The sequence below is a fragment of the Bacillus sp. SM2101 genome (genome assembly GCF_018588585.1).
GTDB classification, from domain to species: Bacteria; Bacillota; Bacilli; order Bacillales; family SM2101; genus Nanhaiella; species Nanhaiella sioensis.
Genome location: NZ_JAEUFG010000001.1, coordinates 336,706 through 357,913, shown reverse-complemented (window position 1 = coordinate 357,913; position 21,208 = coordinate 336,706). Strand labels below are relative to the sequence as shown.

General features: G+C 36.1%; 20 protein-coding genes. 19 read left to right on the top strand and 1 reads right to left on the bottom strand.

Annotation, left to right across the window (positions count from 1 at the left end; all coding sequences use genetic code 11):
• The first annotated feature begins 36 nt into the window (after window positions 1-36).
• From hemW to mtaB, 8 genes are all read left to right on the top strand, one after another.
• On the top strand, window positions 37-1,173 hold the full coding sequence (gene hemW / locus JM172_RS01780) for a radical SAM family heme chaperone HemW (protein ID WP_214480324.1): 1,137 nt from the start codon (window positions 37-39) through the stop codon (window positions 1,171-1,173).
• A gap of 116 nt (window positions 1,174-1,289) precedes the next feature.
• Window positions 1,290-2,321, top strand: coding sequence for a heat-inducible transcriptional repressor HrcA (hrcA, locus tag JM172_RS01775; protein ID WP_214480323.1), 1,032 nt, complete (start codon window positions 1,290-1,292; stop codon window positions 2,319-2,321).
• 191 nt (window positions 2,322-2,512) lie between these two features.
• Entirely contained in the window at window positions 2,513-3,073 is a 561-nt protein-coding gene (gene grpE / locus JM172_RS01770; protein WP_352222738.1) for a nucleotide exchange factor GrpE, read from the top strand.
• A gap of 50 nt (window positions 3,074-3,123) precedes the next feature.
• A complete protein-coding gene (dnaK, locus tag JM172_RS01765) occupies window positions 3,124-4,959 on the top strand; it encodes a molecular chaperone DnaK (RefSeq protein ID WP_214480320.1) in 1,836 nt (611 codons plus the stop codon).
• Between the two features lie 320 nt (window positions 4,960-5,279).
• Complete coding sequence (gene dnaJ / locus JM172_RS01760; RefSeq protein WP_214480319.1) at window positions 5,280-6,401, top strand: molecular chaperone DnaJ; 1,122 nt, start codon at window positions 5,280-5,282, stop codon at window positions 6,399-6,401.
• 324 nt (window positions 6,402-6,725) lie between these two features.
• Window positions 6,726-7,667, top strand: coding sequence for a 50S ribosomal protein L11 methyltransferase (gene prmA, locus JM172_RS01755; RefSeq protein WP_214480318.1), 942 nt, complete (start codon window positions 6,726-6,728; stop codon window positions 7,665-7,667).
• 40 nt (window positions 7,668-7,707) lie between these two features.
• Entirely contained in the window at window positions 7,708-8,460 is a 753-nt protein-coding gene (locus JM172_RS01750) for a 16S rRNA (uracil(1498)-N(3))-methyltransferase (protein ID WP_214480317.1), read from the top strand.
• A 5-nt stretch (window positions 8,461-8,465) separates the two neighbouring features.
• Window positions 8,466-9,824 (top strand): tRNA (N(6)-L-threonylcarbamoyladenosine(37)-C(2))-methylthiotransferase MtaB, encoded by a 1,359-nt coding sequence (gene mtaB, locus JM172_RS01745; RefSeq protein ID WP_214480316.1) that lies wholly within the window; start codon window positions 8,466-8,468, stop codon window positions 9,822-9,824.
• A gap of 318 nt (window positions 9,825-10,142) precedes the next feature.
• On the opposite strand, the gene JM172_RS01740 is transcribed toward mtaB, so the two are convergent.
• Window positions 10,143-11,084, bottom strand: a complete 942-nt coding sequence (locus JM172_RS01740) for a Na/Pi symporter (RefSeq protein WP_352222698.1) — start codon at window positions 11,082-11,084, stop codon at window positions 10,143-10,145.
• Between the two features lie 160 nt (window positions 11,085-11,244).
• Here JM172_RS01740 and rpsU point away from each other — a divergent pair, with 160 nt between their 5' ends.
• From rpsU to JM172_RS01685, 11 genes are all read left to right on the top strand, one after another.
• Complete coding sequence (gene rpsU, locus JM172_RS01735) at window positions 11,245-11,418, top strand: 30S ribosomal protein S21 (RefSeq protein WP_003152957.1); 174 nt, start codon at window positions 11,245-11,247, stop codon at window positions 11,416-11,418.
• 14 nt (window positions 11,419-11,432) lie between these two features.
• Window positions 11,433-11,879 carry a GatB/YqeY domain-containing protein gene (locus tag JM172_RS01730; protein ID WP_214480315.1) on the top strand — a complete coding sequence of 149 codons (447 nt, stop codon included), beginning with the start codon at window positions 11,433-11,435 and terminating at the stop codon, window positions 11,877-11,879.
• A 123-nt stretch (window positions 11,880-12,002) separates the two neighbouring features.
• The gene (locus JM172_RS01725) at window positions 12,003-13,319 is read left to right on the top strand and encodes an NfeD family protein (protein WP_214480314.1); all 1,317 of its coding nucleotides are present in this window, start codon (window positions 12,003-12,005) and stop codon (window positions 13,317-13,319) included.
• A 64-nt stretch (window positions 13,320-13,383) separates the two neighbouring features.
• Complete coding sequence (gene floA, locus JM172_RS01720; RefSeq protein ID WP_214480313.1) at window positions 13,384-14,382, top strand: flotillin-like protein FloA; 999 nt, start codon at window positions 13,384-13,386, stop codon at window positions 14,380-14,382.
• A 24-nt stretch (window positions 14,383-14,406) separates the two neighbouring features.
• Window positions 14,407-14,871 (top strand): hypothetical protein, encoded by a 465-nt coding sequence (locus JM172_RS01715; protein ID WP_214480311.1) that lies wholly within the window; start codon window positions 14,407-14,409, stop codon window positions 14,869-14,871.
• A gap of 61 nt (window positions 14,872-14,932) precedes the next feature.
• Window positions 14,933-15,217 (top strand): sporulation protein YqfC, encoded by a 285-nt coding sequence (yqfC, locus tag JM172_RS01710; protein WP_214480450.1) that lies wholly within the window; start codon window positions 14,933-14,935, stop codon window positions 15,215-15,217.
• A gap of 14 nt (window positions 15,218-15,231) precedes the next feature.
• Window positions 15,232-16,419 carry a sporulation protein YqfD gene (yqfD, locus tag JM172_RS01705; RefSeq protein WP_214480310.1) on the top strand — a complete coding sequence of 396 codons (1,188 nt, stop codon included), beginning with the start codon at window positions 15,232-15,234 and terminating at the stop codon, window positions 16,417-16,419.
• Between the two features lie 3 nt (window positions 16,420-16,422).
• Window positions 16,423-17,385: a PhoH family protein gene (locus JM172_RS01700; protein ID WP_214480308.1), complete on the top strand. Its 963-nt coding sequence runs from the start codon at window positions 16,423-16,425 to the stop codon at window positions 17,383-17,385.
• Window positions 17,386-17,814: 429 nt separating this feature from the next.
• Complete coding sequence (locus tag JM172_RS01695) at window positions 17,815-20,022, top strand: HD family phosphohydrolase (RefSeq protein ID WP_214480307.1); 2,208 nt, start codon at window positions 17,815-17,817, stop codon at window positions 20,020-20,022.
• A complete protein-coding gene (gene ybeY / locus JM172_RS01690) occupies window positions 20,019-20,489 on the top strand; it encodes an rRNA maturation RNase YbeY (protein ID WP_214480306.1) in 471 nt (156 codons plus the stop codon). Before JM172_RS01695 ends, ybeY begins: the two co-directional genes overlap by 4 nt.
• Window positions 20,473-20,850, top strand: a complete 378-nt coding sequence (locus JM172_RS01685) for a diacylglycerol kinase family protein (RefSeq protein ID WP_214480305.1) — start codon at window positions 20,473-20,475, stop codon at window positions 20,848-20,850. Before ybeY ends, JM172_RS01685 begins: the two co-directional genes overlap by 17 nt.
• Window positions 20,851-21,208: the final 358 nt, after the last annotated feature.

Here is a 21,208-nt window from a genome sequence, read left to right as displayed (position 1 = left end):
TTTAGCTGAACTTAAAAAGGAAAAGGTAGTGATGAAGTGGCATCTGGAGTGTATATTCATATACCCTTTTGTGAGCATATATGTCATTATTGCGATTTTAATAAAGTTTTTTTAAAGGGGCAGCCAGTAAATGAGTATTTAAATTCTTTAGAAGAAGAGATACAACAAACTCTAGAGCGCTACCCTTCAAATGATATTCGTTCGATATTTGTTGGCGGAGGGACACCGACATCCATAAATATTAAACAACTTGAAAGGTTACTTGAAAGTATTAATCGATATATTAATCCAGTGAATGATAAGTTAGAATATACGTTTGAAGCGAACCCTGGTGAAACATTAACAAAGGAAAAGATAAAATTGTTATACGATGCTGGCGTAAATAGAATCAGCTTTGGAGTGCAGTCATTTGATAATAAGATTTTACAACAGATCGGGCGAGCCCATCGCAAAGAAGATATCTTTAAGTCAGTAGATTGGGCTAAAGAGATAGGATTTAACAACGTTAACCTTGATTTAATGTATAGTTTACCAGGACAAACAATTTCTCAAGTGGACGAGACTTTACAAGAGGCATTCTCTCTTAATGTAGATCACTTTTCAGCATATTCCTTAATTGTTGAACCAAAAACTGTTTTTTTTAACTTGCAAAAAAAAGGGAAATTACACCTTCCATCTCAAGAAGAGGAAGTTAAAATGTTTGAGCATGTCATACAACAAATGAAAAAACATGGATATAACCAATATGAAATTAGTAATTTTGCTAAGCCTGGTATGGAGAGTGTGCATAACCTAACATATTGGAATAATGAGGAATATTATGGATTTGGTGCTGGTGCTCATAGTTATATTGATGGGAAAAGAATAACCAATGCAGGCCCACTAAATAAATATATCACAGAAGTGGCTAGACATGGACAAGGAGAGACAGAGAGTCATGAAGTAACGCAACAGGAAAAAATGGAAGAAGAAATGTTTCTCGGGTTGCGTAAAATAAAAGGGGTGTCAAAAGGAGCCTTTTTCAATAAATTTAATGAAGATATCCATGATAGGTTCCATAGTCAAATTATTGAGCAACAACGAAAAGGCTTGTTAGAAGAAGATGAACATTATATTAGATTAACTCATAGAGGCATGTTATTAGGTAATGAAGTGTTTCAAGCATTTATATAAGTATTCTAAATGATTGACATCTCGCATTTGTTTTGGTAATTTATTATTAGATTTAGCACTCGGATAGACAGAGTGCTAACAGAGGTGATGACAGTTGCTAACAGAGGTGAGTACAGATGCTAACAGACCGTCAGTTATTAATTTTGCAAGTTATCGTTGATGATTTTATTCAATCTGCCCAACCAGTTGGCTCTAGAACGTTGTCGAAAAAAGATGAAATCATGTATAGTTCAGCGACAATTAGAAATGAAATGGCTGATCTTGAAGAATTAGGTTTTATTGAAAAAACACACAGTTCATCAGGACGAGTTCCATCTGAAAAGGGCTACCGTTATTATGTAGATAATTTACTGTCACCTCAATTGTTAACCAAGGAAGACGTAGGGAATGTGAAATCGATTTTTACAGACCATATTTATGAATTGGAAAAAATCATTAAAAAATCATCTCAAATTTTGTCAGAAATGACAAATTATACAGCGATTGCTTTAGGGCCAAAGGTCTTTGAACATAAATTAAAACGTATTCAAATCGTTCCGATCAATAGTGAGACTGCTGTCGCTATTATCATTACAGACACAGGTCATGTAGAAAATCGCACGATATCATTTACAAGTTCTATCGACCCTAGTGATATTGAAAAAATGGTTAATTTGTTAAACGAGAGATTAGTTGGTGTACCATTAATTGAGTTACATGATAGAATCGTCATGGAAGTATCGAACTTATTACGTACTGAAGTGGATAGCTATGACAGATTATTAAATGAAATCTTGAATTCACTATCTTTAAAGAAAGAAAATGAGGTTTACTTTAGCGGTAAGACAAATATGCTAAGTCAACCAGAGTTTCACGATATTCATAAAGTTCGTACGCTACTTACGATGATTGATCAAGAAAAAGAATTTTATGACTTGATTAGGCCTAACAATGTTGGATTAAGCATAAAAATTGGCAAAGAGAATAAGCTGTCTGCGATGGAAAATTGTAGCTTGATAACAGCAACGTACTCCATTGGTAGCGAACAGCTTGGATCTATAGCTATTTTAGGCCCAACAAGGATGGAATATTCACGTGTGATTAGCTTGTTATCATTACTTTCTACTGACTTATCAAAGGTATTGACTAAGCTGTATCAAAATAATTAACAGTGGAAATATTGAATAAGGATGGGAGTATGATCCCATCCATTTCGTATGATCCCATCCATTTCGTATGACCACTTCATAGAAAATAAGACCTGTATTCCAACTTTTAATTAGTTTTAGGTGAGGTTTGTTTTATTTTAAGGGAGGTGAAATCATTGGTTAATGATAGTAATGTAACTGAAGATAAGGGTATAAATGAAAGTGAAAATGTTGACCAAGTTGAAGAAAATAAAGTTGATCTTCAAAATAATGACAATCAATCAGATGAGAATCCTGAAGAAACGAGCGAGGAATCAAGTGTAAACCCAAGAATTAATGATTTAGAGAAAAAACTTGATGAAGCAGAAAATCGCACGTTTAGGATACAAGCTGATTTTGATAATTTCCGTCGCCGCACACGTCTTGATCGTGAAGCAGCTGAAAAATATAGAGCCTTTAATTTAGTGTCTGATATTTTACCAGTATTAGATAATTTTGAAAGAGCACTCCAAGTAGAAGCAGATGATGATAAAACAAAATCTATACTACAAGGTATGGAAATGGTTTACCGTCAGCTATTCGATGCACTACAAAAAGAAGGTGTAGAAGTAATTGAAGCTGTTGGGGAGTCATTTGATCCGCATCTACATCAAGCTGTCATGCAAGTAGAAGATGCTGAGCATGACCCAAATACTGTTGTAGAAGAGCTGCAAAAGGGTTATAAACTTAAAGACCGAGTTGTTCGACCATCGATGGTAAAAGTGAATGGGTAGCAAATAAAGATTTATTACATATTTATAATTTTTAGGAGGTAACGAAGAAAATGAGTAAAATTATTGGAATTGATTTAGGGACGACTAACTCATGTGTTGCTGTGATGGAAGGTGGAGAAGCAAAGGTAATTCCTAATCCAGAAGGTAATCGCACGACTCCGTCAGTTGTTTCATTTAAAAATGGTGAAAGACAAGTTGGTGAAGTTGCTAAGCGTCAGGCAATTACAAACCCAAATACAATCATTTCGATTAAACGTCATATGGGAACAGATTACACGGTAGAAGTAGAGGGTAAAAAGTATACACCACAAGAAGTATCGTCTATAATTTTACAGCATTTAAAATCTTATGCAGAAGAGTATTTAGGAGAGCCTGTTACTAAAGCTGTTATTACTGTTCCTGCATATTTCAACGATGCCGAACGTCAGGCAACAAAAGATGCTGGTAAAATTGCTGGTTTAGAAGTAGAACGTATTATTAACGAGCCTACAGCAGCAGCTCTTGCTTATGGATTAGATAAAATGGAGGAAGACCAAACTATCCTCGTCTATGACCTTGGTGGGGGTACATTTGACGTATCTATTTTAGAGCTAGGTGATGGTGTATTTGAAGTTAGATCTACAGCAGGTGATAACCGTCTAGGTGGAGATGACTTCGACCAAGTAGTTATTGACCATTTAGTTGCTGAATTTAAAAAAGAAAATGGTATCGACCTTTCAAAAGACAACATGGCTTTACAGCGTTTAAAAGACGCAGCTGAAAAAGCTAAGAAAGATTTATCAGGTGTTACACAAACTCAAATTTCATTACCGTTTATTACTGCTGGTGAAGCAGGACCGTTACATTTAGAGGTAAGCTTAACGCGTGCGAAATTTGATGAGTTATCCGCAGATCTCGTTGAACGTACAATGGGACCTACTCGTCAAGCGATGTCTGATGCAGGCCTATCTGCAAGTGAAATAGATAAAGTTATCTTAGTTGGGGGATCTACTCGTATTCCTGCTGTTCAAGAAGCTCTTAAAAAAGCTGTAGGACAAGAGCCTCATAAAGGTGTTAACCCTGATGAAGTAGTTGCTTCTGGTGCGGCTATTCAAGGCGGTGTTTTAACAGGAGATGTTAAAGACGTAGTGTTATTGGATGTTACACCGTTATCTTTAGGGATTGAAACGATGGGTGGAGTATTTACAAAATTAATCGATCGTAATACTACAATTCCAACTAGTAAGTCACAAGTTTTCTCAACTGCAGCAGATAATCAACCAGCAGTTGATATTCACGTGCTACAAGGAGAAAGACCTATGGCAGCAGATAACAAAACATTAGGTCGCTTCCAATTAACAGATATTCCACCAGCACCACGTGGTGTACCACAAATTGAAGTATCATTTGATATCGATAAAAATGGAATCGTTAATGTGCGTGCAAAAGATTTAGGAACTAATAAAGAACAAACAATTACGATTAAATCTTCAACAGGGCTATCTGATGATGAAATTGAACGCATGGTTAAAGAAGCGGAAGACAATGCTGAATCAGATAAACAACGAAAAGAAGAAGTTGAACTTCGTAATGAAGCGGATCAGCTAGTATTTACTGCTGAAAAGACTTTGAAAGACCTAGAAGGAAAAGTTGATGAAGCTGAAGTGAACAATGTAAACGAAGCGAAGGATGCTCTGAAGGCAGCTATAGAAAGTAATGAGCTAGAAGAAATCCGTGCTAAGAAAGATGCTCTTCAAGAAATTGTTCAACAGCTATCAATGAAACTTTACGAGGAAGCAGCTCAACAAGCTCAAGCTCAACAAGGTGCTGAAGCTGGTAACAATGAAGGTCCTAAAGGTGACGATGTAGTAGATGCGGAATTTGAAGAAGTAAAAGACGATAAATAAGCTTCACAAAGTCAAAGTCAGTCATAATATGACTTTGACTTTTTTATAAGGAAGCCGAAACTATATTTAATTCCCATTATTATCAGTTGAATGGATAATGGCGCTTGTGCTTATCGGGGATGAGCAAGGCGCTTATGCATTTCTAATTGTCTAGCTCCAGCGCCTATCCCTTGAGGTCACTTCGCCATTTCACTAGAAGGTAAAAAGCGCCTTCAACTGAAATGACATTAGTCTTGTCGGTGATAAACAAGCGCTTGCGCTTTTCTTATGATAGATGATAGAATTATCTTTATGTGAATGAACCGGGAGTGGATTTTTAAATGAGTAAAAGAGATTACTATGAGGTGCTAGGGATTAGTAAAAGTGCTTCACAAGATGAAATTAAGAAAGCCTACCGCAAACTTTCCAAAAAATATCACCCTGACATTAATAAAGAACCAGACGCTGCAGATAAATTTAAAGAAGTAAAAGAAGCATATGAAACTTTGAGTGATGATCAAAAGCGTGCCCATTATGATCAGTTTGGTCATACAGATCCAAATCAAGGATTTGGTGGTGGTGGTGACTTTGGTGGTTTCGGTGGTTTTGAAGATATTTTTAGTACATTCTTTGGTGGCGGAGGACGCCGTCGTGATCCAAATGCTCCCCAACAAGGGGCAGACCTTCAATATACAATGACATTAAAATTCGAAGAAGCAGTTTTTGGTAAAGAAACTGACATTGAAATTCCAAGAGAAGAAGAATGTAAAACATGCCATGGTTCGGGAGCAAAACCAGGAACGAAACCTGAAACGTGTAAACATTGTAATGGTAGTGGTCAGCTAAGTGTTGAACAAAATACACCGTTTGGCCGTATAGTTAATAGACGTGTTTGTCATCATTGTGAAGGTACCGGGAAAAAAGTGACCCAAAAATGCTCAACTTGTAATGGAGCTGGAAAAGTAAAGAAAAGAAAAAAAATACACGTGAAAATTCCATCTGGAATTGATGATGGTCAGCAACTACGTGTAACAGGTCAAGGGGAAGCCGGTATAAACGGTGGACCAGCAGGTGATCTCTATATTGTCTTTCATGTGAAACCACATGAATTTTTTGAGCGTGAAGGTGACGATATTTATTGTGAAATGCCGCTTACATTTGCTCAGAGTACTCTGGGTGACGAAATTGAAGTTCCTACTCTTCACGGAAAAGTTAAGCTAAAAATACCAGCAGGTACTCAAACAGGAACAAAGTTCCGTCTTCGTGGTAAAGGTGTACCAAATGTTCGTGGGTATGGTCAAGGTGACCAGCATATTCAAGTTAGAGTTATTACACCAACAAAGCTTACTGAAAAACAAAAACAATTGTTAAGAGAGTTTAATGAGCTGGGGAATCAGGAAGCTCCTGACGAACATGATGACAGCTTTTTTGCAAAAGTTAAGAGAGCTTTTAAGGGGGATTAACCCACGATTCAAATTAAACATATTAATCAGGTGGGTTTTTACCTCACCTGATTAATATGTTTACAAGCTGTAAATATGACCTAGACTTTTATTATAACTGTTATATTATCTATTAAGGGTATGATTTAAGGGAACTAAATATCATCAAAAGGTATTCAACACTGGAATTATTGATTCATTTCATGATTGTAAATGAATCTTTTGTTATGATAATATAACATACTTAATTAACGTTCCTATAAAGAGTAAGTACTCAACTAAAAAGTAACAATTAACATCGAAGATTACGAAGAGTCTAAATAATTATTAATGGAGTTGGTAGATATGAAATGGTCTGAAATTTCTATTCATACGACACAGGAAGCTGTCGAACCTATTTCTAACATTTTACATGAAGCAGGTGCAGGTGGTGTAGTTATAGAAGATCTACACGATTTAACAAAGGAAAGAGAAACTGCATACGGTGAAATCTACCAACTCAACCCTAATGATTATCCTGAAGAGGGCGTAGTCATTAAAGCATATTTACCTGTTAACAGCTTTTTAGGGGAAACAGTAGAGGAAATTAAAGAAGCTATTAATACGTTATTAATATATGATATTGATATAGGAAGTAACAGAATTACAATTAGTGAAGTAAATGAAGAAGAGTGGGCAACTGCTTGGAAAAAGTATTATAATCCTGTTAAAATTTCTGAGAAGTTCACGATTGTACCAACTTGGGAAACGTATACGCCAGTGAGCAGTGATGAGCTAATTATTGAGCTTGATCCTGGCATGGCATTTGGGACCGGGACACATCCAACAACTGTCATGTGTATTCAAGCACTTGAGCGAACAGTAAAGCAAGATGACAAAATACTTGATGTTGGTACAGGTTCTGGAGTACTAAGTATAGCAGCAGCTTTACTAGGTGCTGACAAAGTGTTCGCTTATGATTTAGATGAAGTAGCAGTTGCAAGTGCAAGAATCAACACGAAATTGAATAAAGTAAGTGATAATGTCATAGTTGAGCAAAACAACTTATTAGATGGAATTGAAACCAAAGTAGACATCATTGTTGCAAACATATTAGCTGAAATTATACTTAGGTTTGTTAAAGATGCCTATCGCCTTTTAAAACCAGGTGGCATGTTCATTACGTCAGGTATTATTAATACAAAAAAAGCCTTGGTGAAAGAGACATTGCAAAATACTGGGTTTGTTATTGAAGAAACAATCACGATGGAAGACTGGGTTGCTATGATTGTCAAAAAGCCCCTGTAATAGTAATTTACTACCCTTTTGTGGATAGAAGGTGTTCAATATGCAGCGCTATTTCATAGATGACAAAAAATACGAGCAAAATGACCAAATAATAATAACTAATGATGATCATCATCATATTACCCGTGTGATGAGGATGAACGTAGGAGATAGTATATATGTAATAGTTGGACAAAGGACTGCGCGTTGTGAAATAGTGGAAATTACCAATGAAGAAGTATTAACAAATATTGTAGAATGGGTAGAGAGCTCAAATGAACTACCTATTAAAGTAACAATAGCGAGTGGGTTGCCTAAAGGGGATAAGCTTGAATTAGTGATTCAAAAGGGAACTGAATTAGGTGCCAATTCGTTTATCCCTTTTAATGCTGCTCGTTCAATCGTGAAATGGGATGAACAAAAAGGCTTAAAAAAAATTAAACGCTGGCAGAAAATTGCTAAAGAAGCGGCGGAGCAGTCTCATCGAAATAAAATTCCAGATATATACGACCCAATGACCTTTAAGAAGTTACTTGAAAATAGTGCTAATTATGATTACAAGCTGATTGCATATGAGGAAGAAGCAAAAATAGGAGAACAATCGGTACTTGCTGCTACCTTAAGCAAAATGGTCGCTAGTCAATCTCTGTTAGTAGTATTTGGTCCAGAAGGTGGACTTTCAGAAAAAGAAGTAGAAGAATTACGTTCCCACGGTTTTAAATCTTGTGCCCTAGGTCCAAGAATCTTACGGACAGAAACAGCGCCGATATATTTATTATCTGCTGTTTCTTATCATTTTGAACTATCGAGGTGATGAAGATGCCTTCAGTTGCGTTTCACACTCTTGGTTGTAAAGTTAACCATTATGAAACAGAAGCTATTTGGCAATTATTTAAAGAAGCAGGCTATGAACGTATTGAATACGATCAAACTGCTGATGTTTATGTAATAAATACTTGTACTGTAACAAATACAGGTGATAAAAAAAGCAGACAGGTGATTCGTCGTGCTGTTAGAAGAAATCCAGATGCGGTCATTTGTGTAACGGGTTGTTATGCGCAAACCTCTCCAGCAGAAGTAATGGCTATTCCTGGAGTCGATATTGTTGTCGGGACACAGGATCGTATAAAAATGCTGGATTATATTGAGCAATATCAAGCGGAACGTCAACCAATTAATGGTGTTGGAAACATTATGAAAGCCCGTACTTATGAAGAGCTCGAAGTTCCAACATTTACAGATCGGACTAGAGCATCTTTAAAAATACAAGAAGGTTGCAATAATTTTTGTACATTTTGTATCATTCCTTGGGCACGTGGACTCATGCGTTCACGAGATCCACAGGAAGTAATTAAACAGGCACAGCAGCTCGTTGATGCTGGATATAAAGAGATTGTATTAACAGGTATTCATACGGGTGGATATGGCGAAGATATGAAAGATTATAATTTGGCAATGCTTTTACGTGAGCTTGATGAACAAGTAATAGGCTTAAAGCGTATTCGTATATCGTCGATTGAAGCAAGCCAAATTACGGATGAAGTGATAGATGTCCTAAATAAATCAGATAAAATAGTTCGTCACCTGCACGTTCCATTACAATCAGGTTCTGATACTGTCTTAAAACGTATGCGTAGAAAATATACGATGGAGCATTTTGGGGAAAGGTTGACAAAACTTAAAGAAGCCCTTCCAGGTCTTGCAATTACATCAGATGTGATTGTAGGATTCCCAGGAGAAACATCTGAAGAATTTATGGAGACATATAATTTTGTTAAAGAACATCGTTTCTCAGAACTTCATGTGTTTCCATATTCTAAGCGAACTGGAACACCAGCAGCTCGTATGGAAGACCAAGTAAACGAACAAATAAAAAATGACAGAGTCCATCAATTAATAGCGTTATCAGATCAATTGGCAAAAGAGTATGCTTCTGATTTTGAAGGAGAAGTACTTGAGGTTATTCCTGAAGAGCGGTTAAAGGATGATCCTAGTGGTGAATTATATGTGGGCTATACAGATAATTATTTAAAAGTAATCTTGCCTGCAAATGATGAAATGATTGGCAAAATAGTCAAAGTAAAAATTACAAAAGCCGGTTATCCTTATAATGAAGGCCAATTCGTTAAAGTAATTGAAGATGACAATGTTATTAACAATATTAAGCTTTCGTCTTAAAAGTCCAGATTACGCTGGACTTTTTTTGTTTAGGCCCATTCTATCATTAATGTTGTGAATTAATTAATCAGCATTTTAAAAACAGCATAGATGCCAAGAAACTATCGTTGCAGCCTACGAAAAACAACAAACAATGTGAATGGAGCTTTTTTAATGGGCTAACACAGCGTCATCATAATATGACTTTATGGTCATTAACTTAACCTTTGATGACGCTGTTCAAGTGTGCACGATTTTGCTCATTATGTAGCTTGATTGCGTATTCAGTTATATCTATGCCATATGATGGTAACAAACTACAATAAAAGTAAACTTTAGTTAAGCTATTTTTTTTGTGCTATGGATTCGAATAATAAATGAAGCAATTAGGCCAGTAAGTGGCAGGGCGATAAGAGAGCAAATAACATTAAAAATAACGCTAACATGAGCTAACTGAACATCAGGAATAGTGGTGAGGAGTTCAGCTATTGTACCTAGGCTTTTTATAAAAGGGTAGAAAATGGCTACACCTAATACATTTAACCAAATATGTGCATACGCAGTTAATTTTGCCTCATGACTAGCACCGATACTAGCTAAGAATGCAGTTATACATGTTCCGATATTTGACCCTAAAATAATGGCGATTCCGGCCTGTAAACTTAAGACATTTTCATTCATAAAGCCCATAACAATTCCTGTTGTCGCAGTACTAGATTGTATAATTGCTGTCAAAAACGTTCCTAAACCTACGCCAAAAATACCACTTTTATTTGTAATCTCTAAAAAAGACTGCACAGAAGGTATGAGCGATAGGGGTTCTGCTAATTGCTCAAAGCCATTCATTGCGACGAATAAGCAGCCTAATCCAAATGCGATGGCTCCTGTACTAAAAAGCTTAATATTGTTTGTAAATAAAAACAAAAATCCTATGATAATGAGTGGCAAAATTGCTGCTTCTAAATCAATGGTTATGAATTCTGTAGTAAATGTTGTTCCGATATTTGTTCCTAGGATTATTCCAATAGACTGTTTAAAGTTTATGTAGCCTGTTGCTACTAAGCCGATTGTTATAATCATAACTGCAGAACTACTTTGCAATAATGCAGTAACAACAATCCCGACTAGAAAACCGCTAAACGGATTTATTGTAAGTCTTTTGATAACATGTTTCATCTTTTCGTGTGAAATATTAAATAAACCTATCCGCATCACGGTCATTCCAAATAGAAATATTGATAAATAAACAGCAAATAATGAAATGATTTTTGCCATTGCCATGTAAATCACCTCTCCTATCACATTGTATGGACAAGGGTAACATTACATGACACCAATTTTGGTTGACCTTTAATACCGATTATACTATAATTGCAAAGTACATGTTTAATTACATGTTGTTTAGATTGTGAGTGGTTGTTTTCGGAGGGAGGGAAATAGAATGTCAAAAACTGTCGTTCGTAAAAACGAATCGCTTGAAGATGCTCTTCGTCGTTTCAAACGTTCGGTTTCTAAAACAGGTACGTTACAGGAAGCTAGAAAGCGTGAATTCTATGAAAAGCCAAGCGTAAAACGTAAGAAGAAGTCTGAAGCCGCTAGAAAGCGTAAATTCTAAAAGAGGGTGTAGTTATGGGTCTTCTTGAACGTTTAAATACTGATATGAAGCAAGCGATGAAAAATAAAGAAAAAGAAAAACTTTCCGTCATTAGGATGGTTAAGTCTTCACTTCAAAATGAAGCCATTAAAATAGGCAGTAGCCAACTATCTGAAGACGAGGAGTTAACTGTACTTTCTCGCGAATTAAAACAACGTAAAGACTCCCTCCAAGAATTTGAAAAAGCTGGTCGTTCAGACCTGGTAGATAAACTGAAAGATGAAATTTCATTATTAGAAATTTATATGCCAAAGCAACTTTCAGAAGATGAAATTAAAGAAATAGTGAAAGAAACCATTGCTGCAGTGAATGCTTCTTCCAAAGCTGACATGGGTAAAGTAATGGGAGCGTTGATGCCAAAGGTCAAAGGTAAGGCCGATGGTTCTCTCGTGAATAAAGTTGTACAACAATTTCTTTCTTAATAAAACAGCACCCAATGATAGGTGCTGTTTTTTAAATTCTTTTCTGTTACTGAAACTTTTTTAAATTGTAAACGTATAAGGATACATAGGCAATTTCTAAAATTAGAAAGGAGGGTCTATAAAATGAGAAGAATACGTTTACAATTCTTTGTTATGATGTTATTTACAGCAGTTATACTATCTTTTATCCCTATGAAAGGCTCCACTAGTGGGGAACTGGTCTATGTCATTCCTTTGGAAGACACTGTAGAGAAAGGTTTATATGCGTTCATTGATCGTTCAATTTCTGAAGCAGAGGAAGCTGGAGCAGATTTAATCATACTAGAAATAAATACCCCTGGTGGAGCGGTGGCTGCTGCTGGAGAAATTGGAAAGCGAATTAGCTCTACAGATGTTCCGATTGTGGCATATATTAATATTCATGCTCTATCAGCAGGTGCATATATTGCATTAAATGCAGATGAAATTTATATGAGACCAACTGCCTCTATGGGGGCTGCAGCGGTCATAACAAGTGATGGTAATGCAGCAGACGAAAAGGCTCAATCATCATGGAATACATCGATGGAAGGAGCTGCGGCTTTGAACGGTCGTGACCCTATATACGCGATCGCTATGGCTGATAAAGAGGTTGATCTTCCAGAGTATAATGCAGAGAAAGGAAAGCTGTTAACTTTAACAGCTGATCAAGCCTATGAAGTGAAGTATGCTGAAGGTATCGTAAATAATCGCTCAGAGCTAACGCAATTACTCGGTTTTGACAATCCAGAGATTGTGGAAACAAAAGTGAGTTTGGCAGAAAATATCGCGAGATTTATTACAAACCCGGTTGTTGTACCCATTTTATTATCAATCGGCAGCATAGGCTTATTGGTTGAGTTATACTCACCAGGATTTGGTGTGCCAGGCTTAATGGGGGCGTCGAGTCTATTATTGTTCTTCTACGGCCATTTTGTAGCAGGCCTTGCAGGAATGGAAGCTATTATCTTCTTTTTTGCTGGCGTTGTGCTCATTATTTTAGAATTTTTTGTCCCGGGGGGAATATTAGGGATGATTGGCTTTGGGTCAATTCTTACTAGCTTATTTTTAGCGACAGACGATGTCGGTCACATGGCGGTATCGTTACTAATTGCTATTTTTGTTACAATATTAGCCTCAATTCTATTATTTAAAGTGTTTGGCAAAAAAATACGTATTTTTAACAGAATAATTCTAAGGGATTCTACAAATAGTGAAGAAGGCTATATAACGAATAGGAATAGAAATGATTTGATTGGAAAAGAAGGTTATACAACTACTGCACTTCGTCCATCTGGAACTGTTGTGATCGATAATGAACGCCTAGATGTTGTCACTGAAGGTGGTTATATCGATAATAATAAAAAAATTAAAGTGATTAAAACAGAAGGAGCTCGTATTGTAGTTAGAGAAATAGTATAGAATGCAATTATAAAATGTTGTAGAAAGTAATAAGAACTATAATATATCAAGGAGGAATATGTTTATGCAATTCGACACTGGAACTATTTTAGTATTGTTAGCTGTAGCACTTGTCATAATTGTTTTAGCCGTATTATTTACGTTTGTTCCAATTATGCTCTGGATATCTGCTCTAGCTGCAGGTGTAAGAGTAAGTATTTTCACTTTAATCGGAATGAGGTTACGTCGAGTTATTCCGTCAAGGGTCATCAATCCGTTAATTAAAGCAGTAAAAGCTGGCTTAAATGTTAGTACAAATCAATTGGAGAGCCACTATTTAGCAGGAGGTAACGTAGATAGAGTTGTGAACGCTCTTATTGCCGCACAGCGTGCGAATATAGAGCTGTCATTTGAACGTTGTGCTGCGATAGATTTAGCTGGTCGTGACGTATTAGAAGCAGTTCAAATGAGTGTTAACCCTAAAGTAATTGAAACACCATTTATTGCGGGTGTTGCAATGGATGGAATAGAGGTAAAAGCGAAAGCACGTATTACAGTGCGTGCAAACATTGATCGCTTAGTCGGTGGTGCTGGAGAAGATACAGTTATAGCCCGTGTAGGTGAAGGGATTGTAAGTACAATTGGTTCTTCAGGTAATCATAAAAAAGTTTTAGAAAACCCAGATTTAATTTCTCAAACAGTGTTAGCGAAAGGTCTAGATTCAGGAACGGCATTTGAAATCTTGTCGATTGATATTGCCGATATTGATATCGGTAAAAATATTGGGGCAGAGTTGCAAATAGATCAAGCTGAAGCAGATAAAAATATTGCCCAAGCTAAGGCGGAAGAACGAAGAGCTATGGCTGTTGCCAAGGAGCAAGAGATGACGGCTCGTGTTCAAGAGATGCAAGCTAAAGTTGTTGAAGCCGAAGCCGAGGTTCCTCTCGCTATGGCAGATGCATTACGGACAGGTAAGCTAGGAGTCATGGATTACATGAGTCTGAAAAATATAGATGCTGATACAAATATGAGAGACTCTATAGGAAAGCTTACTGACGATCAAGATGAAGATGAACAATCGTAGCATTCATGATGGGGGTGACTCCTAATGGAGCAAATTATAGATTTCTTCATATCAAATATAGTTTTATTAGTGATTTTGTTTGGTGTGTTTTCTAGAATATTTAAAGGTTTTTCATCAGGGGCTTCTAATTCAAGAAGAACTTCAACAACAAATGAAGAAAAGCCTGTTATTTTTAATGAAGTGGAAGACATGCATATTCCTCAAACAAGTACTGTGGAACACGAAAATGAAGTTGTTGAGTCAAAAGTAGATTTATATCATCAATTAAAAGAAGTTGTTAGGGAACGGAACAATCAATCAATAGAAAAAACTGAACCAATGCAGAAGAAAAGCTCTAAACAGGTGCAGAAGGAAAATAAGCTGTCGATAACGAAAAAGAGTGTTGTCCAAGGAGTTATTTTTAGCGAAATTCTTGGAGCTCCACGAGGAAAAAAACCATATCAGCCAATCTCACACCATTCACAGTCGAAAATGGGTCAATCTAGATAAGAAATTATAGTGATAGAACCCCCTTTTAACTCATAAACATGAGTTGAAAGGGGGTTCTTTTATTATGAAGAAATTGCGGCACCAAATGAGAAATTGGCTTACAAATAAATTAGAACTACCCGCAGATGTGACGATGGACCTTCCCCGCATAACAATGATTGGGCAATTACACATATATATTGAAAACCACCGGGGATTGCTTTCATTTTCTGATGATGAACTGCGATTATTGTTAAAGCAAGGTCAACTGCTCATAAAAGGGGAGTCCTTTGTGATCAAAATGATTCAACCAGAGGAGCTCTTATTGGAAGGGAAAATCGAACAAGTTACATATATTAATGACTAATTAAGGGGGAAGAAATGAAAAATCAGTGGTTGAACTTTATGACTGGTGTTATTCAGGTAAATGCTAAAGGTAAAGGTATTGAACGATTTATAAATCAATGTATTCAAAATGATATAAATATATGGAATGTTAAGAGACAGGGAACAGAATCAGTTACTTTTTTTATGTTACTGAAAGATGTTAGTAAGGTAAGAAGAGTTGTAAGAACATTTGACTGTAAGCTTTTTTTTATCCAAAAAGTTGGACTACCTTTCCTAATGAAAAAAGTACTTACGAATAGTGGTTTTTTACTTGGGGTATTACTTTTTTTTGTCATTATGATTCTGTTATCGAATATCGTCTGGCAGATTGAAATTGATGGCGCACAACCTCAAACTGAGCATCAAATATATCAACATTTAGATGAAATGGGTGTTAAAAAAGGGAAATTACAATTTCTCCTTGAAGATGTCGATGTTATTCAACAGCAGTTAACGAACAATATTGATTCAATTACTTGGATTGGTGTAGAACTAAGGGGAACTACATATCATTTTCAAGTAGTTGAGAAGGAAGAACCAGAAGAACCAGAACAAATTGGACCTCAACACTTAGTAGCAAAAAAAGAATCAGTAATTACTGAGATGTTTGTAGAAGAAGGTCAGGCTATTGTTGAAATCAATCAACATGTCAATAAAGGAGAATTACTAGTAAGTGGAATGATCGGAAAAGAAGATAATACTCAAATAGTCGCTGCACGTGGAAAGGTATATGGTGAAACATGGTATCGGGCAACAGTGAAAACACCACTATCCCAAACAATACATGTACTTACTGGTAATTCAAAGTCAAAGCATCTATTATCATTTGGGGGTGTAACTCTTCCATTTTGGGGATTTGCAAAAAATGACTATAGGAATTATGAAGCATACGAAACAACAAAAGATCTTCATTTATTAAATTGGAAGCTGCCAGTATCATATATGAAAAATGTGATAAGGGAAACAGAGACAGTTGAAAGAGTCTATTCAGTGAAGCAAGCAAAAGAACTGGCAATTGAATCTGCACGAACAGAATTGCAAACTAAACTTGACGAAGATGCAACTATAAAAGAAGAAAAAGTTTTGCACGAAACGAATGAGAATGGTAAATTAAAGGTAGAAATTATTTACACAGTAATAGAGAATATCGCAATTGAGAAGCCAATCATTCAAGGAGATTAAATAATGTCAGAAGCGTTAGTAACGATAAAACAACAGGTAAAAAACGCAAATGAAGCCATTTCATTATTTGGTATTCATGATACTAACTTAAAGCGTATTGAAGAAGAACTACAAGTAACGATTGTAACCCGTGGTGAAACAGTAAGTGTATCTGGTGACAATGAGAATGTACAGCAAGCTGATGAGATACTAACACAGTTATTGAAGCTAATTAGAAAGGGTATTCAAATTGGTGAACGAGATGTTTTATATGCCATTCAACTAAGTAAAAAAGGCACGCTAGAATATTTTGATGAACTTTTTAAAGAGGAAATTGCTGTAACAGTAAAAGGCAAATCAATTCGCGTGAAAACTCTCGGACAGCGTCACTATATCTCATCAATTAAGAATAATGATATGGTGTTTGGTATTGGACCAGCAGGGACAGGGAAAACGTATTTAGCAGTAATAATGGCAGTGAACGCATTAAAAAATGGACATGTCAAAAGAATCATTCTTACTCGACCTGCTGTTGAAGCAGGGGAGAATCTTGGATTTTTACCTGGAGATTTACAAGAGAAGGTAGATCCATATTTACGTCCATTGTATGATGCCCTCCATGATGTTTTAGGAGTTGAACATACCGTTAGATTAATTGAGCGAGGGATTATTGAAATCGCCCCATTAGCGTATATGAGAGGTAGAACATTAGACGATGCATTTATTATATTGGATGAAGCTCAAAATACAACACCTGCTCAAATGAAAATGTTCTTAACTAGATTAGGCTTCGATTCAAAAATGGTGATTACTGGAGATATTTCTCAAGTAGATTTACCTAAAGGAGTAACTTCAGGGTTGGCTATTGCAAAGGAAATTTTGGAGAACATTAAAGGCGTTTCTTTTGTTTTTCTAGAACAATCAGATGTAGTACGACACCCTTTAGTGAGTAGAATTATTACAGCATATGACAAAGCCAATTTATAAAGCTTATGACCCTTGCAAATGATTGTATGGGTCAATTTCCTATATATATTCTATGCTAATGTTTGTTACGGTTATTGTTCGGTAACATTGTTGCTCTTTTAAAGACATCCAACAGCCATACGAGGTTCTAAGAGGTTTTCATCGTTTAGTTAAGGATAAGAAGTTAAGGTAAGCTAGTTGTATCGTGTTTTAGCCTAAGTATAAGGCTGTTTTCGCATAGATTATTTGTTTTTCGTACAGAAACATAATCACGGATACAACTAGATATCGTGTCATCATCTCGTCTATAAAATGATGACTGTATATTAAAACGTCTTCTTTATATTCTAGTTCAGGAACGATAGCAACAAAGTTTACGAAAAGAGCCTAGTATGAAAAATAACATTGCGGCAAAAGCAGCTTTTCTAACAAAGGAGGGGAGCAAAATTCATGAAACTAATCGAATATATGAAAAAACTTTTAACATTGCTAAAAGAATATAAGTTTGTTCATATCGGTTTTTATGTTGTTATAGCAGCGGTTATATTTTTTGCTTTATATAGTAACGTAGAGCCAAAGAAGTACAATATCCAATTACACAATGATGCAGAACAAACGATATACTCCCCAAAAACGATAGAAGATAAAGAAATGACTGAGCGAAAAAGAAAGGAAGCTGCTGGAGAGGTACAGGATGTATTCTTACAAAAGAAAGAATATGAAGAAAATAGCGTAGATGTAATTTCTGACTTTTTTTCTTGGATTGATGAAGTCAATGGAGAATTGAACGAAAAATATGCAAATATAAGAGCGGTTATTGAAAACGAAGAAGGCATAGAAAATGAAGAAGCTGAATTAGAGACACAACGCTTAGAACCGACTGATGAAGAAAAAATAGAGTTACTCAAAACAAAGATGCCAGAAGATATAGTTAATCTATTCACAGATCAGGAGATCGAAGTTCTATTTCAAGCTACGCCTGAGCAATTAATAAGTGCTCAAGAGAAAGCTATTACAGTAGTCCAAAATATTATGAGTGAAGAACTCCGTACTAATGAAATAGAAAGTGCAAAAAGACAAGCAGAGAATGAATTACAGTACCTCAATGTTAAATCTTCGTTAAGGAATACGATATCTAAGTTAGTGAAATTCGTCATTATTCCTAACATGATTTATGATGTAGAAGCTACCGAGGAAAAACGGGAACAGGCAAGGAACGCTGTGGAGCCCGTGATGATTATTCAAGGTCAAATTATTGTAGAGGAAGGAGAGCTGATAACTCAAGATATCATTAGAAAGCTTGAAGTAATTGATTTAGTCCAAAATAAACGTTCTTTTCAGCCTTTTATAGGACTTGGCTTAATGATAGGTTTGATGTTAGCAGCAGTTGCATACCATTTCTCTAGAGATGAAAGTAAAAGGTCTAATAAGAATGTGGACTTATTGTTATATACAATCATATTCACTATAACGATTTTGTTGATGAAAGGAACTAGTTTACTGCATCAGTTTGGATGGTCAGATATTGGTTATTTAACTCCAATTGCTGTAGGCCCTTTGTTAATCAAGGTGTTCATAAATGATCGCTTAGCGGTATTAACTAGTACGATATTTGCTGTGTGCGGTAGTATTATGTTTAACGAAGGAGTTATTGGTTCTTTTAATTTTTCGATTGGTGTTTACTTTTTATGTAGTGGCTTAGTAGGTGTGTTTTTCTTAGATCGAATTAACCGTCGTGCAAAAATTCTTCAATCTGGTCTATTTATTTCGGTAATTAATATTATTGTAATTACATCAATCATGTTACTGAAAAACGGACAATATTCTTTATTGGAAATAGGAATTTACGTAGCAATGGCGATATTTTCAGGTCTCTCAGCAGCTGTTCTCACAATCGGAATTATGCCATTTTTAGAAGCAGGTTTTGGCATACTTTCGACGATAAAACTTATAGAACTGTCAAATCCAAACCATCCTTTGTTAAGGAAAATACTAGTGGAGACTCCAGGGACATATCATCATAGCGTAATGGTTGCAAATCTATCTGAGGCTGCATGTGAAGCCATTGGTGCCAATGGTTTATTAGCAAGAGTCGGTTCATATTACCATGACATAGGAAAGACGAAGAGGCCTCAATTTTTTATTGAAAATCAAATGAATATCGAAAATCCTCATAACAATATTGCCCCGCAACTAAGTAAAAATATAATCATTGCACATGCAACAGAAGGGGCAGAAATGTTAAGGAAACACAAGTTGCCAACTGAAATTGTGGATATAGCAGCACAGCATCATGGAACATCATTAATAAAGTATTTTTATCATAAAGCTCAACAGCAATCTGAAATTCCTATATCAGAAGAAGAGTTTCGCTATCCAGGGCCAAAACCACAAACGAAGGAAGCTGCCATTATAGGAATTGCAGATAGTGTAGAAGCAGCAGTACGCTCGCTAACAAATCCTAGTTCAGCAGAAATTCAAAAGCTCATTAAGAATATCATTGCAGATCGATTACAAGATGGGCAGCTGAACAATTGCGATTTAACTTTGAAAGAGCTTGATGTTGTTTCATCATCTCTATGTGAAACTTTAAAAGGGATATTCCACTCAAGAATTGAATATCCAGAAGCAACGAGACAGAAGGTGAAAGAGGCATGAGTTTAATTATCGATTTTATTGACGAAACAAAAAATGTGAGAGATGGACATCAAAACTTGGTGGAAGACATCTTACAATTTGTAGCAAAAAGAGAAAATATTGATGACGGAGCAGAAATATCAATTACATTTGTTAGCAATGAGCGCATACAAGAAATTAATCGAGAGTATAGAAATAAAGATCAACCGACTGACGTTATTTCATTTGCTATGGAAGAAATGGGGGAGGATGAAATCGAAATTACAGGGATAGAGCTTCCTGTAGTGCTAGGAGATATTATCATTTCTACAACCAAAGCAGAAGAACAGGCAGAAGAATATGGACATTCATTTGAGAGGGAGCTCGCTTTTTTATCAGTTCACGGATTATTGCATTTGCTTGGCTATGATCACGAGACCGAAGAAGAAGAAGTAATTATGTTTACTAAACAAAAGGAATTACTTGAACAATATGGGCTATCGAGATAGAAATAATAATAAATTTAGAAACAGTTTGTTGTTTGCGATAAATGGAATTAAACATGTAGCTAGTAAGGAAAGAAATTTTAAAATTCATATTAATATCGCCATTGTTGTGTTATTTTTAGGACTATTTGTTGGACTTTCTCCAATAGAATGGGTGGCAATCATCATTACAATAGGCATAATGTTGAGTCTGGAAATGATAAATACAGCTATTGAAAGAACAGTTGACTTAATTACAAATGATTACCATCCATTAGCTAAACTTGCCAAGGATATTTCAGCTGGAGCAGTTTTGCTTTTTGCGATTATTTCCGTTATGATTGGAATACTTATTTTTCTGCCAAAACTTATATTGTTTTTATAATCGAGGCGCTTCTGCATTTCGGATTGTCTAGCACCAGCGCCTATCCCCTCGAGTCACTTCGTCATTGCACTAGAAGGCCAAAAGCGCCTTCAAATGAAATGACTCCAGTGCTTATCAGGGATGAACAAGGCGCTTCTGCATTTCGGATTGTCTAGCATCAGCGCCTATCCCCTCGAGTCACTTCGTCATTCCACTAGAAGGCAAAAAACGCCTTCAAATGAAATGACTCCAGTGCTTATCAGGGATGAACAAGGCGCTTCTGCATTTCGGATTGTCTAGCACCAGCGCCTATCCCCTCGAGTCACTTCGTCATTCGACTAGAAGGCAAAAAACGCCTTCAAATGAAATGACTCCAGTG